The sequence below is a fragment of the Hymenobacter baengnokdamensis genome (assembly GCF_008728635.1).
Taxonomy (GTDB): Bacteria; Bacteroidota; Bacteroidia; order Cytophagales; family Hymenobacteraceae; genus Hymenobacter; species Hymenobacter baengnokdamensis.
In genome coordinates, this window is record NZ_CP044285.1 from 3,250,438 (window position 1) to 3,266,868 (window position 16,431).

The 16,431-nt window shown below is 57.5% G+C and carries 12 protein-coding genes; 9 read left to right on the top strand and 3 right to left on the bottom strand.

All coding sequences use genetic code 11. The features are described 5' to 3' along the window. Positions 1 to 36: 36 nt before the first annotated feature. Together F6X24_RS13905 and F6X24_RS13910 are read right to left on the bottom strand one after the other, a co-directional pair. On the bottom strand, positions 37 to 714 hold the full coding sequence (locus F6X24_RS13905; protein WP_229725104.1) for a response regulator transcription factor: 678 nt from the start codon (positions 712 to 714) through the stop codon (positions 37 to 39). Beyond that, positions 695 to 2,152: a sensor histidine kinase gene (locus tag F6X24_RS13910; RefSeq protein ID WP_151088592.1), complete on the bottom strand. Its 1,458-nt coding sequence runs from the start codon at positions 2,150 to 2,152 to the stop codon at positions 695 to 697. Before F6X24_RS13910 ends, F6X24_RS13905 begins: the two co-directional genes overlap by 20 nt. A gap of 164 nt (positions 2,153 to 2,316) precedes the next feature. Here F6X24_RS13910 and F6X24_RS13915 point away from each other — a divergent pair, with 164 nt between their 5' ends. From F6X24_RS13915 to F6X24_RS13940, 6 genes are all read left to right on the top strand, one after another. Then, positions 2,317 to 4,686, top strand: coding sequence for an outer membrane beta-barrel protein (locus tag F6X24_RS13915; protein ID WP_191906331.1), 2,370 nt, complete (start codon positions 2,317 to 2,319; stop codon positions 4,684 to 4,686). Between the two features lie 170 nt (positions 4,687 to 4,856). Beyond that, complete coding sequence (locus F6X24_RS13920) at positions 4,857 to 5,510, top strand: response regulator transcription factor (RefSeq protein ID WP_191906332.1); 654 nt, start codon at positions 4,857 to 4,859, stop codon at positions 5,508 to 5,510. Between the two features lie 404 nt (positions 5,511 to 5,914). Further along, positions 5,915 to 6,118 carry a hypothetical protein gene (locus tag F6X24_RS13925; RefSeq protein WP_151088597.1) on the top strand — a complete coding sequence of 68 codons (204 nt, stop codon included), beginning with the start codon at positions 5,915 to 5,917 and terminating at the stop codon, positions 6,116 to 6,118. A gap of 713 nt (positions 6,119 to 6,831) precedes the next feature. Continuing rightward, a complete protein-coding gene (locus F6X24_RS13930; protein WP_229725106.1) occupies positions 6,832 to 8,007 on the top strand; it encodes a radical SAM protein in 1,176 nt (391 codons plus the stop codon). A 107-nt stretch (positions 8,008 to 8,114) separates the two neighbouring features. Next, a complete protein-coding gene (locus F6X24_RS13935) occupies positions 8,115 to 9,329 on the top strand; it encodes a hypothetical protein (RefSeq protein WP_151088600.1) in 1,215 nt (404 codons plus the stop codon). Between the two features lie 15 nt (positions 9,330 to 9,344). Further along, positions 9,345 to 11,528 (top strand): peptidase domain-containing ABC transporter, encoded by a 2,184-nt coding sequence (locus tag F6X24_RS13940; protein WP_151088601.1) that lies wholly within the window; start codon positions 9,345 to 9,347, stop codon positions 11,526 to 11,528. A gap of 675 nt (positions 11,529 to 12,203) precedes the next feature. Here F6X24_RS13940 and F6X24_RS13945 read toward each other — a convergent pair. Next, a complete protein-coding gene (locus F6X24_RS13945) occupies positions 12,204 to 13,268 on the bottom strand; it encodes a hypothetical protein (protein WP_151088602.1) in 1,065 nt (354 codons plus the stop codon). Positions 13,269 to 13,617: 349 nt separating this feature from the next. Between F6X24_RS13945 and F6X24_RS13950 the strand changes: the two genes are divergently transcribed. From F6X24_RS13950 to F6X24_RS13960, 3 genes are all read left to right on the top strand, one after another. Then, complete coding sequence (locus F6X24_RS13950) at positions 13,618 to 14,157, top strand: RNA polymerase sigma factor (RefSeq protein ID WP_151088603.1); 540 nt, start codon at positions 13,618 to 13,620, stop codon at positions 14,155 to 14,157. Between the two features lie 59 nt (positions 14,158 to 14,216). Further along, complete coding sequence (locus F6X24_RS13955) at positions 14,217 to 15,203, top strand: hypothetical protein (protein WP_151088604.1); 987 nt, start codon at positions 14,217 to 14,219, stop codon at positions 15,201 to 15,203. A gap of 79 nt (positions 15,204 to 15,282) precedes the next feature. After that, entirely contained in the window at positions 15,283 to 16,407 is a 1,125-nt protein-coding gene (locus F6X24_RS13960; RefSeq protein ID WP_151088605.1) for an outer membrane beta-barrel protein, read from the top strand. Positions 16,408 to 16,431 lie beyond the last annotated feature (24 nt).

The window sequence follows — 16,431 nt, forward strand, 5'->3', positions numbered from 1 at the left end:
AGCGAACCCTGGCTAGCGCCAGGGTTCGCTGCCGCTTCACGTAGCAAGAAGCTTATAGCCCACTCCCCGGATAGTCAGAATCTGGAGAGTGGTATCCTCCTGCAAAAGCTTACGCAGGTGGGAAATAAAGACGTCCATGCTTCTGGTATTATAGTAGTCATCGTTGCCCCAGATTTTAAGCAAGGCGTTGCGGCGCTCCAGGATGTCCATGCGATGCTCGATGAGCAGCTTTAGAAGCTGGGTTTCCTTGTACGAGAGGTGATGTTCACCGGAGGGCGTATGAAGCTTTTGATGCAGGAAATCGACCTGGCAGTTGCCAATTTGCTGCAAGGGCTGCGCCGCCGCTTCCCTAATACCAAACCGGGCGAGCAGGGAGTCGATGCGCACGAATAGCTCATCCAGGCTGAAGGGCTTGCGCAGGTAATCGTTGCCGCCCCGGTGAAAGCCGCTGACTACGTCCGCCACGGAGTCTTTGGCGCTAAGAAAGATGATTGGAATTTTGCTGCCGCTCCGCCGAATCTTTTCCACCAGGGCATACCCGTCCAGGGTAGGTAGCATGATGTCTACCACGGCGAGGGCGGGCGAAAAGTGCTCGAAGGCCGCCGCCGCTGCCGCCCCATCCCTCAGATGGAGCACTTCGTAGCCATTCTTGGTTAGTCCGTCGCTTACAATCTGTGCCAGAAAAGGCTCGTCCTCAACGTATAGAATCTTCATCGGCAATTTTCAGCTTGAGGTAAACGGTTGTGCCGTGGCCTGGCTGGCTGGCCAGGTAGATGGTGCCGCCGTGCGCTACGATAGTCTGCCGGGTGGAATGCAGGCCCAGGCCCGAGCCCCGGACGTTGTGCACAAAGCCGGTACTGGGAATCCGGAAAAAGCGCTCAAACACTTTTTCCTGGTAGATGGCCTCCATGCCCGGCCCGTCGTCAGCTACCGCAATGTGCACCCACTCGTCCACCAACCGAAAGCTGACCTCCAGATGGGCCAGGGGCGCCCCGTATTTTAGGGCATTGTCGAAAAGGTTATAAAACACGCTGGCTAACTGGCCGTGGTGCCCATAAATAAAGCAGGGCTCGGCTACCGGCTCCCACCGCACAACGGTGCCGGCCGCCGCCAGGCGCATCTGCAAGGAGTCGAGCACTTCCCGAACCAGCTCCTGAATGTCGAGCAACTCAGGCTCCCGCGAGATGTTGCCCTCCAGCTCGCTGTTTATGGCGAGCACCTGCTCAATCATCCGCGTGAGCTTGTGCAGTTCTACCTGGCTCATATTGATGTAGCTGGCTAGCTTTTCAGGCTCTTTAACTAGCTGATACTTAACGATAGACTCTAATGCTACGGCAACCGTTGACAGGGGCGTCTTGAGTTCGTGCGTCATATTAGTGACAAAAGACAGCTTGGCATCGGCGTAGAGCCGTTGCTTGCGCAGCAGGTCCAGGATAAAAAAGAAGGCCATTCCAGTCAGCAAAACCATGACGACGGAGGACAGCAGATAGTACCGCATCCGGTACCATACCACGCCGCTGATGTCTAAGACAATAGCTTGATACTTATGCGCGTGCTTGAGATTGAAGGAGTAAATTTTACTCATAAACCCCCGTGCCGCCTGCGGCTTGCCGGGCAGGTTGCTGGCGGCCACGTGCTCATCGGCGTAGGTATAGAGTACGTAGTAGAGCGGCGTGCGCACACCCAGCTTCCGTAGCCGATAAGTCACCTGCTGCTGCATACGCCGCAGGGTAACCCGGTCGATGGGACTAGGCGCGGGGGGGCGTTGCGGACCCTTTGGAGCGGCCCGCGTGGCCCGGACTTTAGCGGTGGCATTCCGAAAGGAAAATTTAATTTCCACGTAGCCGCTATCCGCGTCGATGCCATAATCGAATACGTTTGACACGTTGTTGATTTTCATGTTGTCGAAGGCCTGCCGCAGCTGAGCCCATTCGTCGGACATGAAAAACTGCTTTATGCGCTTGCTTTTCTCCGTCAGGCTAGAGTAAATCGTTTGCTTGGCAGCTTCGCTCACCTCGTGCTCCAACTCCGCGCGGAACTGCTCTGTTTGCGCGGCAAACAGCTGGCGCAGCCAGATTACCTGTAGCCCGATGCTGACCAGAAGAGCGCAGAACGTAACGGGGTAGGCAAAGCGGAGCCAGCTGGTTTTCATACCGGGATATTACAGCTAATTTTTTAGCCCGGCAGCAACTAAAGAAAGATTTAACTTCTTACAAATTTATTTAACTTTCGTTTACATAGCAGTCCGATAGTTTTGGCTTGTAGTTTTTCGCACTCGAAACAGCAAGTCAGATGGGAGGGAAATTTTTCTGCTGCTTGGGCAGCCTGCTGGCAGGCACCATCCTCATAAGCCGGGCTCAGCTGATAGTGAAGGATGAGCACCAGCAGGTGCTGGACGTGGCCACGGTTACGCTTTTTCAGGAGGGCAAGTACGTGCACACCGGCGTGGCCACCGGCGGGGTATTTCAGTTTACGAAACTGCCCCCCGGCGCCTACGTGCTGAAGATTTCCCTGCTGGGCTACCGCGAGTTTTCGCAGCCCGTTACCCTGCCCCTGGATACGCTCCGCGTCACCCTTACCCCCGACCCGCACCTGCTGCAGGAAGTAACGGTTACGGCCCGCAAGCCCCTCTACGAGCAAACGATTGACCGCACCATCTTCAACGTCGAGCGCAGTATTCTGGCGCAGGGCAGCACCGTGTGGGATGCCTTGAGCCGGGCCCCGGGCGTGCAGGTAAAAGCCGATGGCAGCTTGTCGGCCAACAATAAAACGGTGCTGGTCTACCTCAACGACCGCCCCATCCGCCTTTCCAGCGATGACCTGAGCAACTACCTCAAGAACCTGCCCTCCGACAACGTCAGCCGGATTGAAGTCATCACCAACCCGCCGGCTAAGTACGATGCGGAAGGGGGCGCCATCCTGAACATCATCACAAAAAAAAGCCTTAAGGATGGCCTCAACGCCAGCTTGGGTGCCAGCACGGAGCAGGCAACCTATAACAGCCAGACTGGCAGCTCAGTGGTCAATTACCGTCGGGGCGTGCTGGCTCTCTACGGCAACTACGGGGCCAGCAACCGCAAGAAGCGCCGCCTGGAAGACGAGTACGTCATCTTCGAAGACCCTGGCCACCCGGCCACCTGGCTAAATAACAAGGCCGGCGACGTACAGGGCCGTGGCAACAGCTTTCAGCTGGGGCTGGACTATAACTTGTCGGATAAGCAGGTGCTGGGCGTGCTGATGCTGGGCAACGCGGGCAGCACAGAGCGACGCACGAATATCCTCACCCGCATTTTTGGGCCGACCGCGGTTGCCCCCGATTCTGTGCTGGACACGCGCAACAGCTCGGCAGGGAGTACCAATCAGCTCAGCTACAACCTTAACTACAAAGCCAAGCTGGACACCGCCGGCCGCAGCCTGAGCGCTGACCTGGACTACGCGCCTTTTTCCAGCACCAGCAACCAGCTGGTAGCCAATACCACGTATTCGGCCGCGGGAGACCCGCTTTCGCCGCCTCTCACCATCAGTACCCAGGCCCAGCAAAAAATTGGCATCTGGTCGGGCAAGGTAGATTACTCGGGCCAGGTAGCGCACGGCCTGACCCTGGAAGCCGGCCTGAAACAGAGCTGGGTCCAAACTACCAGCCACTTCGATTACTCCCAGAGCCGCAACGGGCTGGAGGAAGTAAACGCCCGCCAGCAAGACCTGTTTGAGTACGCCGAGCGCGTGTCGGCAGGCTACGCCACCCTGGCGGGAGCCCTGCGGCACATGCAGTACAAGGCCGGTGGCCGGGTGGAGTATACCTGGTCGGAAGCCAACTCCCACTACACTAACCAGCTTACGGAGCGGCAGTACCTCAACCTGTTTCCCTCCCTTTATCTGCGCTATCCGCTTTCCAATACCAAAGAGCTGACCTTCACGTACGGAGCCCGCATCAACCGCCCCGACTATGCCCGCCTGAATCCCTTCCGGTTTTACACCAGCCCGTACGCCTTTCGGGAAGGGAATCCGACTTTGCAGCCCGCCTACATCCACAATCTGAGCCTTGGCTTCGTGTACAAAGGCATCTACAACCTAACGGCTTACGCCCGCAAAACCACCAACTACTTCAGCAGTATTACGGTCCAGGACAACGCGAACAACCTGTTGTACAACACGCAGCAAAACCTGGCCCTTAGCCAGGAAGCCGGCGCCTACCTTTCGCTGCCCGTGCACCCCTACCCGTGGTGGGAAATTAACACCCTGCTCCAGCTTTCTTACCGGCAAGAACAATCGACCTACCTGGGCGGCAGCTACAACTACCACGTGCTGGTAGGCTATGCCACCACCAACCACGCTTTCGAGGTCAGCAAGCAGCTAGGACTGAAAGCCGAGCTAAATGCCTGGTACTTATCACCCAGCGTTCAGGGCATCTACCACCTGGGCTACACCTACGACGTGAGCCTGGCCGTGCGCAAAAGCCTCTTTAACCAGCAGGCCAGCCTTCGCCTGGCCGTCGGCGACATTTTCTACGGCAACCGCAACCGCATCGATGTGGACTACCTCAACCAACGCAATGGCTTCGTTGAGTGGAACGACACGCGCCGGGTGGCCCTGAGTCTATCCTACAGGCTGGGCAACAGCAAGGTAGCCAGTGCCCGCCAGCGCAAAACTGCCAGCGAGGAAGAAAGGAAAAGAACCATTGAGTAGATTTATATTATATATTTTCTATATTTAAAGTTAATATTAATATACAATTGGCGGGCTTGGCGAGTCCCTGGTGGCTCGCGCTACAGCCAAGCCTGTCGCGCCCCAACGCTGGCAGCGCCAGTGAGACGACCAGCATGCTATCTACCCTCCTTGTCCTTTTCCACTTAACTATGGCTTCTATTCTTGTTGTCCTGCCTGACGCATTCGAGCAAACGACTCAGTTTTTGGGCGAGTATCTGCTTGAGAAAGGTCATCGCGTCACATACGTCCCCGACGACCTGCCCCTGCTTACCAAGATGATGACTACGCAGGCTTTTGAATACACGCTGCTTTACTGCTACCAGCACGAAAGAATCAAGGCCGTTACTTCCTGCGTGCATACTACTCAGCCCCAAAGCGCCTGCATTCTGGTGCTGCGTCGCGCGTCCTTCTCGCTGTCCCAGCTTATGGAATATCACTCTACCGGCTATCTGCTGGAAGATTTTCGCTTGTCTGAACTCATGCTTTGCCTTAGTATGATAAGTAACGGTGACCGCTACATCAGCCAAGGCATCCGAGACTTATTTGTTGAGTTTGACACCGCCCGCTGCCCGGTTAACGCCCGGCATGGGCTGAGCGTGCGGGAGAGCAAGATTTTGACCCTGCTGGCGGAGGGCAAAAAATCTCAGCAGATTGCCGATGAGCTGAGTATCAGCATTCATACCCTGCACAATCACAAAACTAATATTCGCCACAAGCTCCAGCTCACCAGCAACCGTGAAATTCTGTTTACGGCAATTCTGCAGGCCCGGGGGCAGAGCACACAATTTACACGCTCTGCTTGAGAGGTATCCGGCTCGCACTTACGCAATCGATTAACTCGATTAAATAGTAGCCCTGCTCCTACACAAGTGTGCTTTCCAAAGCCGCCAGCCCAGCGTTGCTTCATCAGGGTTTGCAGCCCAACCCCATTAGCGGCCCCGGCCTTACCCTACGGGAAGGAAGTGTATCTGCCCGCAGCCAACACTGGCTTACTGAAGGACAAAGCGAAGCATGGAGCGCGAAGTTTATCTAGCAACTTATTGCTATAAACAGCAGTGTTACTAGCAATTAAACTAAAAATTAATATAAAAAAAGCAATTATTTACTATTGTTTCCAGCTGCATGGCTTTGTTGTTTTGTCAGGCAATGCAGCGAGGGGCCCATCGATTGCTTGCTGTCAATTTTCCACCTATTAACCTCCACTAAGATGAAACCTAAGTTCAAATTCAACGCCGACCAAATTGACGCAGTGAAAGGCTCTATCGAGGCTTTCCAAAACCAGGCTATCAAGGATGTAGCCAATAATTACGTTGTGTCGGGTGGAGCCGGCAGCGCTCTTTATTCGCAGGGCCACTACAGCCAGAACTACAGCCGCGGCACGCAGGAGCCCGAGCCCATTATAGTAGCCTAGCCCGCTTCTTTTTGCTTTGAGCAAAAAAGTGCGCGTGAGTTGATAAGTTGAATAGTGGGGAAAGGGGTAACTCTTTTCCCACTATTTTTTAGAAAAAAACCCTGCGCGGTCTGCAATTCGCCGGGCCGGCTAGGCTCAGTTTACACCCGGCGTATTTGCACAAGGCGCGGTTACGCCCAGTCAGCGCCCTGGCAGAGCCTGCCGCCACAAGCTATAGCTGGTATCCACGCTCGCCGCCGCGGCCCAAGAGCGCAGCGCGAGCAGACAGCGGCCACGAGTTGAGCCTGCTTAGCAGGATGGCAGCACGGCTGAGTCAATAGAAAACCTGGTCTGGTGATTCGTTGCGCCCGCGCCCGTGCTTCGTGTACACTGCACGTTTGACTACGCCAAAACCCGGCGACTTATTAGGTATTCAGCAGCCAGTAGCGCGCGGCTAGCCTTGCTGCGGGAGCGGGCTGCCAGCCAGGCGCCGGAAACCATCGGGCCGGCGCGCGGCAACTACCCGCCACCTGGCCGCACGTGCCCCACCCCTCTCGACAGCAGCGCTGCGGCCCATGACCGCAGCAGCAAGCCAGGTCAGACCAGCGCCTTTTTGATTGTCCCCACTACGTCATCTGTAACGCTTCGCCGCCATGAATGAGTCAGGATTAGTTTGCAAAGCCTTAGTCGTGAAAATAGCAAGCCGGTGCAATCTGAATTGTACTTATTGCTACATGTATAACGGCGGGGATGACACCTATAAGCTACAGCCGAAGTTTATGAGCCGGCAAACCATCCACACGCTGATAGCCCGCGTTCGGGAGCACTGCCTGGCCCACGAGCTGGAAAGCTTCACGTTTGTTTTTCATGGTGGCGAGCCGCTGCTGGCCAGCAAAACCCTCATCACGGAATTTGTGGACCACGCCCACCAAGTGCTCGATGAGTTAGTAAGGGTACATTTCTCGGTGCAGACTAACGGCGTCCTGCTGGATGAGGCTTGGTGCCAGACGCTGGGTAGCCTGGGTATTCACATTGGCGTCAGCCTGGATGGCCTGCCCGAGCAAAACGATAAGTACCGGGTTGACCACGCGGGAAAAGGGTCTTACAGCCGAATCGTGGAAGGCTTTCGCATAGCCCGGCAGTCGCCCTATACCAAGCTGCCGCCCGGCCTGCTGTGCGTTATCGATATTGCCGCCGACCCGGTAGCTACCTATCAGCATTTCAAGCAGATTCACTCAGACAACGTTGACTTTTTGCTGCCCGATGCTAACTATGATAAGCCCTCCTACTTTCATAAAACCAGCCAGTACACCCCCTATGGGGATTGGCTAACTGCCGTTTTCGACTCGTGGCGGGCCGATACCAACCGGTTGTCTATCCGCTTTTTCCGCAACATTATGCAGGCCGTGCTGGGCAAATCCATTGGCTCGGACATGATGGGCGACGGGCGCAACGAGGTACTGGTTATCGAAACCAACGGGGATATCGAATCCGTGGACGTGCTCAAAATCTGCGGGCAGGGCTTCACAAAAAACAACGCCAACCTCATCGGCACCAGCCTGGACGAGGCCTTGGCCACCCCACTCGCCCAGCTCTATAACCTGAGCCACGTGCAGCTGCCGCGGAAGTGCCTGGCCTGCCCTATTAATGATATCTGCGGCGGCGGCTACCTGCCCCACCGCTACAGCAGCGAAAACGGCTTTGACAACCCAACTTTCTACTGCCACGACTTTATGAAGCTCATTACCCACGTGCAGAACGCCGTGCTGAGTGAGTTTCCCGCTTCGGTGCTGGAGCTACAGGGAATAGCCCTTCTGCGCTATGAGGACGCCGTAGCCATGACAGAAGCCGTGAACGGCACCGAAGAGCCCGAGTATCTCCCCGAATTACTGGCTTACCGGCAGGCTTAAAGCTCAGCCGGCCGGGCGGCTGGCCGGCTTTGCCTCCCGGCGGGTACTCGCTTCAGGGTTAATCAACCACTAAGACTTTTATTATCTACCAGTTAGCTTTTGTTTTTATGAAAACAGTTCAGACCGCTCTGTTGGACTTCCAAAAATCATTTGATTTTACGGAGCCTGCTTCCGTCACGCACCAGCAGCGCATTCTTGCGGCGTATAAGGTCTTGCTGTTCGACAAGATTGGAGCGTTTCAGGAGGCTCTCCTGCTCGCCGACTCAGACCAGTATGAGCGGTTTATTACCCGGGCGCAGGCCCTGTCCGTAGACGAGTTGCTGGAGTTTGGCGCCATTCCGGAGGTAAGCCACCGCCTGCTCCACCTGGTGCCGGGCAACGGGCACCCGGCGGCCAGCAACCTCACCGAGGGCCTGGGCGGGGGGCCAGCTTTGTCGACTCCGGCAAGGCAGCAGATGGCCGGTATGCTCACTGAAGCCCTGGACGCGGAAGCCAGCAAGCGCACGCACCAGTACGATACTGCGCTCTATCCCCAGCTCTGGGCGGCCGATGGCTCATTCTACTGCAGGTATCAGGAGCAAACCCAGTCGTACGCAACGCTTGAGGCGTATCGGCTGCTGGACACGGTGCCCGTGGACTTTTTTAGCCCTTACGCGTTGCGCATCTCTAATGCGGACGTGAACGAACCCCTGGAAAATACAATTGCGGCCTACGACTTTGGGGAGATTGAAGCCCTGTGCTACTGGTTCGACGCGGCCGTGGCTCCCCTGGCAGACTACCTCCCCATTGCCCATCAGGTATCCTCCTTTCTGCGGGCCATCGTGGTAAATAAAATCAGCCATGCCGGGCGGGTTACCAACTTTATTTCCGGCTCAGATGCCCGCTATATTGGGCGCACCGTGCTTTCCAACGTTCAGGGTGTTTCTCCCGAGTTGCTGGTGGAGGCTTTTGTGCACGAGTCCATTCATGCCACGCTCTACATGGCCGATGCCTGCTCGCCCTGGCTGCCAACGCGGGAGCAAACCCGGCTGGCCGGCTACCGGGCGGTTTCGCCCTGGACCGGCAACCGCATCTCCATCTCCAGCATTCAGGAGGCCATTTTTGTGTGGTATGGGGTCTATAAGCTGTGGCTCGTAGCCCTGGAGCGGGGCCTCTACACTGAGCAGCGGGTGATGAGCCGCCTGGCCTTCGTCAGCCGGGGCTTTCGGGCCCTGAACCTAAGCCAGATTGCCACCGCCTGCGAATTCCGCGTTAGCGCCGAGTTGCAAGACGTCGTTGAGGTAATGAAGCAGGATGTGGCCCGGCAGTTGAAGGTGCAATAGTTAAGCCCCTGTTCAATGCTATTTCAGAAGCCATTTCCCTTCGTGCAGCAGCAGAACAGCATGGATTGCGGGGTAGCCTGCCTGGCCATGATTGCGCGGCATTACGGCCAGTACTATACCGTTGCGGACCTGCTGGGCCACTGCACCCTCACCAAAAACGGGCTCCTGGCCCAGGACGTTAGCCGGCTGGCCGAAAAGCTCGGCTTTCGGACCTTACTCGCTAAAGTGCCCTTCGAGAGCCTGGCCCGGCAAGTTCCGCTGCCCTGCATCGTGCACTGGAACCGCGAGCATTACGTGGTGGCCTACCGCATAGACCGCCAGACGGTGTACTATGCCGACCCGGCCAGCGGGCTGCGCACGTGCACCCGGCAGGAGTTTTTGCGCCAGTGGCGGGGCGACCAGCCAGAGGGGTTTGCCTTGCTGATAGAAACGACGCCGGCCTTTTATGCCACGCCACTGCAAACAACGCAGCTCAACAAGGCCCAACTCAGCTTCGTGGGCAAGTACATTACCCAGTACCGGCTCTACTTTTCCCTATTGGCGGTGAGCTTACTGTTTGGGTGTCTACTACAGCTAGCGTTGCCCTTCGTAACGCAGTGGATTGTCGATTACGGTATTGCCTACCGCGACGTCGACTTTATTTACTTGGCCGCGGCCGCCCTGCTGCTCATCTACGTGTCTAGCACGGCCGTTGACTTCATCCGCTCCCGGCTGCTTATTCACCTGAGTACCCGCGTCAATATCTTCATCATCTCCGATTTTCTCATCAAGCTGATGAGCCTGCCCATTAGCTTCTTCGACAGCAGGTTTAAGGGCGACCTGCTGCAGCGCATCCGCGACCACGACCGGATAGAGCGCTTTCTCACCGATACGCTCCTGAGAAGTTTCTTTTCTGTGTTCACAGCCTTGATTCTAGCCGGTGCGCTCTGGTATTACAGCGCCCGCATATTCGGGGTCTTTCTGGGGTGCACAGCCTTGGAAATCGGCTGGATATTTATGCATCTCAAACAGATGCGCACCAACGACAACGAGCTGTTTACGCTGGCCTCCCGGGAGCAGAGCAAGCTCTATGAAATGATAAACAGCATTCAGGATATCAAACTGAACAACATCGAAAAGAAAATACGCTGGGAGTGGGAAAAAATTCAGGCCCTGCTGTTTCGGCAAAATATTATCAAGCTGAATCTAAGTCAAAAGCAGAACGGCGGGGCCCGCTTCTTTAGCTATCTGTTAATAGTGCTGGTCAACTTAATCGGGGCCGTTCAGGTAGTGCATCAGACCTTAAGCTTCGGTAGTCTTATCGCCATCACCTTCATTATCGGACAATTAAACGCCCCTATCTCGCAGCTCCTGTCCCTGATTCTACAGGGCTACAGCGCCAGGTTTAGCTTGGAGCGGCTGGGCGAGATTTATGGCCGGGAGGATGAGAGCTCCGCCGTGGCCCCTGCCGACCGGAGCGGCATCACCTTGGGCGACATTCGCCTGGAGAATGTTTCGTTTCACTTTCCGGGCAGCGAGCAGCAAGTGCTGCAAAACTTGTCCCTGACCATTCCCGTGGGCAAAGTAACGGCCATTGTAGGCCAGAGCGGCAGCGGAAAGACTTCCCTGATTAAGCTGCTGCTCAAATTTTATACGGCCGACAGCGGCAGTATTAGGGTGGGGCGACGCGAGTTCACTTCCATCAACGCCATAAACTGGCGGGATAAATGCGGCTCCGTGCTGCAAGACAGCTTCATTTTCGCTGATTCCATTGCCGCCAATATCTGCCTCGATGAGTACCTGGACGAGGCCCGGCTGGTGAAAGCCGCCAGAATGGCAAATATTCACGTTTTCATTGACTCGCTGCCGCGCAAGTATCAAACTGTAATCGGGGAGAACGGACTAGGTATCAGCCAGGGGCAGCGCCAGCGAATATTGATTGCTCGCACCATCTACAAGAATCCGGAGGTTATCTTTTTTGATGAAGCTACCAATGCCCTTGACGCCAATAATGAAAAGGAAATAATGGCGAACCTGGCGCCATTTCTAGCGGGCAGAACCGTCATTGTATCTGCTCACCGGCTTAGTACGGTAAAGTACGCCGACCAGATTATTCTCCTGCATGATGGCCGAATTGTAGAAATCGGCACCCACGAGCAGCTCTTGGCCAATCGCAAAGGCTATTACCAGCTAGTCGAAAACCAGATAACCTTATCCTGACGAGTAGTTATGCCCCTTGTCCCTGCCACCGCTCCGAGTACCCAGGCCCTCATTGGCCCTCCGCCGAGCTCCATTCCTACCTTGGCTGTGGGTAGCTTTCTGCTTATAGCAGCCATGCTCTACTACCTGCTCTTTAGATTTACCTTCACGTATGACTACAGCGGGGTTTTAGTAGCCAGCAATACAGCGCCACAATGGGTAATCGTAACTATCCCCCGAGGACAAAACCTAACCGGCCCCCGAACCAGACAGTGGCTAGCCACCGTTGAGCCGTTGCAGCCAGGAGGTACAGGCATTCTGCAGTACAAGTTTGGGCCACGAGGCGGAGAATTTAAAAATAATACTTTTCGCATGCCTTATTCTCGAAAGCTTGGTTCTCTACAGCCAAACTTGCCGGTCCCGTGCAAAGTCCGCCTGACCTCAGCCCCACTGATAGCCAAGCTGTTATAGCTGCACTCAGGCAGCTTGTCAGTCACCAGCCCCTGCCAATACGGAGGATACTCGTTGAGGTAGGCGGGTAAAGCGGGCCTGAAACGTCTTAAGGGGTGCTGACACCGGCTAATTACCAACTTTCGACGGCACTTTCGGCAATAATCCGGAACGGCGCGTGTATACGTTACCAGCCACTTCCCCCCGGCAAAGCGGACGCTGTCGGGGCTTTGCCGGGGAGAAGTACTAAAGCATCAGCTTGGCCGGCAGCAAGTCGTAAGATTCGGGCATCTGCTCCCGGTTCACCAGTACCACGGGTCGCGCGGCGGTGTACTCAGGGAACAAACGGTCGAAGACCACGGGTGGCATAATGTCCTGCAGTTCGGCTAGCAGGTGCTGAAAGGCCTGGTTTACCTGGGTAGCGTACTCGTCGCGGCTTACTTCGCCGCGCAGCAGCAGGATGTCCAGCTCCGTTTTGCGCACCCGAAAAGCGGTGTCGCGGGCCAGTACGGCTTGCGGGTTATAGGCGGGAGCCGCCCTGGCAAAGGCCGTGGGCTCGGCCTGGGCCTGGCTGACTTCAATGAGGTGCTGAATTTCCAGCTGTCGCTCCGGGGCCGCCATGGGCTGGCGCAGGGATTCGCGCAGGGCGGCAGCGTGGCGGGCCTGAATGTCGAGCAGTTGGGCCTCCGCTCCCGGCTGGGCCGCCCGATTGGCAAAGCCTGAGTTGCCCTCAATGGTCTGCGGAATCGGCATGAAGGGTGCCAGCTTCACCAGGTCGAAGGCCACCCGGGCGGCTATTTCCTCGGTGGTTTTGCCATAGTAGCCATACACCCAGTAAGTAGCCGAAAACGTGGGGGGCCAGTTCACGGGGGTTTCGTTGAAACGATTGTCCACCGTTGACCAGAGCACGCGGTTGCACACCTGCTGGCACACGCCCGACACGCCGTAGACAATGCCGCCCCAGCAGGCCACGCCGCCAATCTGCGACCCTTCGGGCCAGTCCTGCACCCGCCAGTTGTAGGCGGGGTCGAAGCGAAACTGCGCCATTCCCAGCGCGACGAACAAGCTGGCGGGTCGGTGCGAGCCCACATTTTGTGAGCCTATCATGTAAGGCGTCCACATGTCAACCGGGTACTTTACGTTGACATTGCCGCGGGCCCCCGGCCCGCTGGTGGACGTGGCAAAATCGCCGTAGCAGGGGAAGGCATACGTATCGCTGCCGTGCGCCACCAAGGCATACGTGTGGTCGATGTGGTCAACGCCAAAGGCATCGTAGTACCCCACCGTCAGGGTGCTGTCGAAATAAGCCATGCGAAAAGAAGAAAGGTGAACGATGAGAGCAAGATATGGAAGCTGGTTAGAAAGTCAAAGAACTTTTAGAAAAGCGTGAATATTAAGGTGAGACGCTCCCTTTTCCGCATTTTTGGGTAGGGCTGACTCGCCTACTCTGCCTGTGGGACCAACCTTTTACCCAGGGCCAATTATTCGGCTACGGGCATACTGGCCCGAATTTCCGCTCGCTATTTTAAGCTCCGGCGGGCCGCCGGGGCTTTTTTTGCGCCGAACTGCTATTTTTCTACTCCGCAGGCAACCCCTGCCCCCTTACCCGCATCTAGCCCCCCAACTACCGCCCGCCTCTGCCCTACCAGTACCCTGCCCCGTGACCGAGCCCGACCTGATTGCCGCCTGCCTGCGGGGCGAGCCCCGCGCCCAGCGCCAGCTCTACAACCAGTTTGCGGGGCTGATGCTGACGGTGTGCCGCCGCTACCTCAAGCGGCATGAAGATGCGGAAGAAGCACTGCTGCTGGGGTTTGCCAAGGTTTTTCGGGCCTTGCCCACATTTCGGCAGGAAGGCTCTTTCGAGGGCTGGATTCGACGCATTATGGTGAATGAGGCCCTGATGGAGCTGCGTCGCCGTGAGCCGCTGCACCTCTCGCTGGAAGAGTTTGCCCAGCCCGAAAACCTGGCCAGCACGCCCGCCACTGCCGACACCCAGCTCCAAGCCGAGGAGCTGCTGACCCTGCTGCAAGCGCTGCCCACCGGCTACCGCACCGTGTTTAACCTCTACGCCATCGAAGGCTACTCGCACCCCGAAATCGCGGAGGCGCTGGGCATCTCGGAGGGCACCAGCAAGTCGCAGCTCAGCAAGGCACGGGCAATGCTACAGCGCAAGCTAGAGCTGCTCATGGTAAGCGGCTAATGGGCTAAGATTGTATTAAGCCTAATTATGCAGTAATAAATATATTTAAAATATTAAATATGAACTCCGATAACCTTGATAACATGTTTCGTCAGCAGCTAGGCCGGCACGCCACGCCCCCCGGCGCCGACTTGCAGCAGCGCCTGGCCGCGCTGGCCGAGGCCGAGCGCCTTGATACCCTGTTTCGGACGGGGCTGGGAGGCCATGCTTCCCCGCCCCGCCGCGAGCTATGGGAGCGCCTGGAAGATGAGCACCTGCGCCCGCAGCCGCGCCGCAAGCACCGGGTAGCGGCCTGGTGGCACTATTCGGCGGCCGCGATACTGCTTCTGCTGCTGGCCGGCGGGGCCGGGCTATGGCGCGGAAGCTACTTCCGGCAGCCCGGCCAGGAGCTAGCCGCCAAGCGGACAGGCGGGCGGCAGCCCCTTACAGCATCACACCAGCAATCACTTAATGAACCGGGCATTAGCTATAATATTTCTGCCGAAGCTGAAAAAAAACCAGGTATTTTCTCCAGGCAGGCAACGGCTTCTTCGCTTTCCCCATCTAGCCTCCCGATAGCCACTACTACCCGGCCGCGCCGCGCCGCCACGGCCTACCAGGTAGCCAGTAGCCATCATCTCCAAACCCGGCGGCCGGACGCGGCCGTCGGCCTGTCAGCCACGACCAGGGGGCGGCGCATCCCGGTCGCCCAGCCCTGGCCTACCCTGCACGCGCCAGCTGCCCCGGCAGTAGCACCGGCCGCGCAGGCTACCAACCCACCTCTTGTAGTAGCCGCAGGGCCTGCTACCCCGGCCGCTACGCCTGAAATCATTGAAGTAGAGGTGCGGCGCGGTCCGGAGCCCACCCGCACCCCGGCGCCGGTCGTAGTGGCCGCGCACTCGGCGCCGGCCCGGCCCCGGCTACGCTTTGGTAGCCTGCTGCGCCAGGCCGACCACCTGGTGCACGGCGAGGCCGTGAGCCTGGCCGAGGCTACCGGGCTCCCCGAAACCCTGACCGTGCAGGCCCGGCTCGGCGGCCGGGTACTGTCGCGAACCATCCAACTGTAAAACGGGGCGGCCCTCCGTTTTCTACTTCACAGCAAACGGCTTAACCTGTTCCTTTTACATTTCTTAACACCTCTTCTCCATGAAACTTCTTCTTTCAACTGTACTGGGAGCCCTGGTGCTGGCCGCTGCCCGCCCTGCCCAGGCGTGGGTACTCGCCCCGAGCCCAAACGATACAATTGTAGTAAAGCTGCCCAATAAGGCCGTGATGACGCTGGTAGTGCACGACGCCCAGCAGCTGCGCCAGCTGCCCCAGTACCACCTCGACTCGCTGGTGGCCCGCCTGAGTGGTTACATCAAGCGGGCCGATGCGGCCGCCAAGGTTGCCGAAACGGACCGCCTGACGACCATTTTTCACCCCGACCAGGACCAGCCGGGCCAGCAGCTGCCAGAAGAAATCCGCATCACGACCCGCAAGCCGGGGCCAGGCAGCTACGGTCCCAGCAATAAGATAGAAGTATTGCTGGAGAAGAAGTTTGGCGTAGTTATCAATACGGATGGCAACACCAACAGCCAGCCCCGCGCCGCCGGGCGCGCCGACCGGCAGGCCCACCGCGATTCGCTGCGCCAGGCGCGCTGGGAGTATAAATCATCGTCTACCGACCTGGTATTTGACCTGGGCCTGAATGCGCTGGTGAACCAGCCTGGCGGGGCCGGCCGGCCCGAGCTGCGCACGCTGGGCTCGCGCTACGTCAACCTTGGCTTCGACCATAGGCAGCGCCTGGGCGGGCGGCGTAGTCCGCTTTATCTTATTCTCGGGCCCGAGTTTGCGTTTAACAACTATATGCTGGAAGGCAATAATAAGTGGGTGAACCAGAACGGCCAGACCAGCGTGGCACTCGAAACCAGCGGCCGCCAGTACCAGAAAACCAAGCTCGCAACGTCCACCTTTACCGTGCCGCTCATGCTCCAGCTGGGTCTGCACGACCGGCACGGCAACACGGCGCTGCGCCTCGGGGCGGGGGGCTTCGTGGGCTACCGGCTCGGCAGTTGGACCAAGCTCAAGTATTTTGAGGACGGCACCACCTATAAGGATAAGGACTACGGCTCGTATAACCTCACCGACTGGCAGTATGGCCTGCAAGGGGTGCTGGACTACCGCTCGCTTACGTTCTTTGCCAAGTACACCCTCAATAACCTCTTTCGGGAGGGCCAGGGCCCGCAGGCTCAGACCCTGAGCTTCGGCGTGCGGATTTTTGGTAATTAATAGCTCCCTATGGGTAGTGGCGCG

Excerpts from the sequence above, each read along its gene's own strand:
- F6X24_RS13905 (WP_229725104.1), bottom strand. The coding sequence starts at position 714 with ATGAAGATTCTATACGTTGAGGACGAGCCTTTTCTGGCACAGATTGTA.
- F6X24_RS13910 (WP_151088592.1), bottom strand. The coding sequence starts at position 2,152 with ATGAAAACCAGCTGGCTCCGCTTTGCCTACCCCGTTACGTTCTGCGCT.
- F6X24_RS13920 (WP_191906332.1), top strand. The coding sequence starts at position 4,857 with ATGGCTTCTATTCTTGTTGTCCTGCCTGACGCATTCGAGCAAACGACT.
- F6X24_RS13925 (WP_151088597.1), top strand. The coding sequence starts at position 5,915 with ATGAAACCTAAGTTCAAATTCAACGCCGACCAAATTGACGCAGTGAAA.
- F6X24_RS13930 (WP_229725106.1), top strand. The coding sequence starts at position 6,832 with ATGTATAACGGCGGGGATGACACCTATAAGCTACAGCCGAAGTTTATG.
- F6X24_RS13935 (WP_151088600.1), top strand. The coding sequence starts at position 8,115 with ATGAAAACAGTTCAGACCGCTCTGTTGGACTTCCAAAAATCATTTGAT.
- F6X24_RS13940 (WP_151088601.1), top strand. The coding sequence starts at position 9,345 with ATGCTATTTCAGAAGCCATTTCCCTTCGTGCAGCAGCAGAACAGCATG.
- F6X24_RS13945 (WP_151088602.1), bottom strand. The coding sequence starts at position 13,268 with ATGGCTTATTTCGACAGCACCCTGACGGTGGGGTACTACGATGCCTTT.
- F6X24_RS13955 (WP_151088604.1), top strand. The coding sequence starts at position 14,217 with ATGAACTCCGATAACCTTGATAACATGTTTCGTCAGCAGCTAGGCCGG.
- F6X24_RS13960 (WP_151088605.1), top strand. The coding sequence starts at position 15,283 with ATGAAACTTCTTCTTTCAACTGTACTGGGAGCCCTGGTGCTGGCCGCT.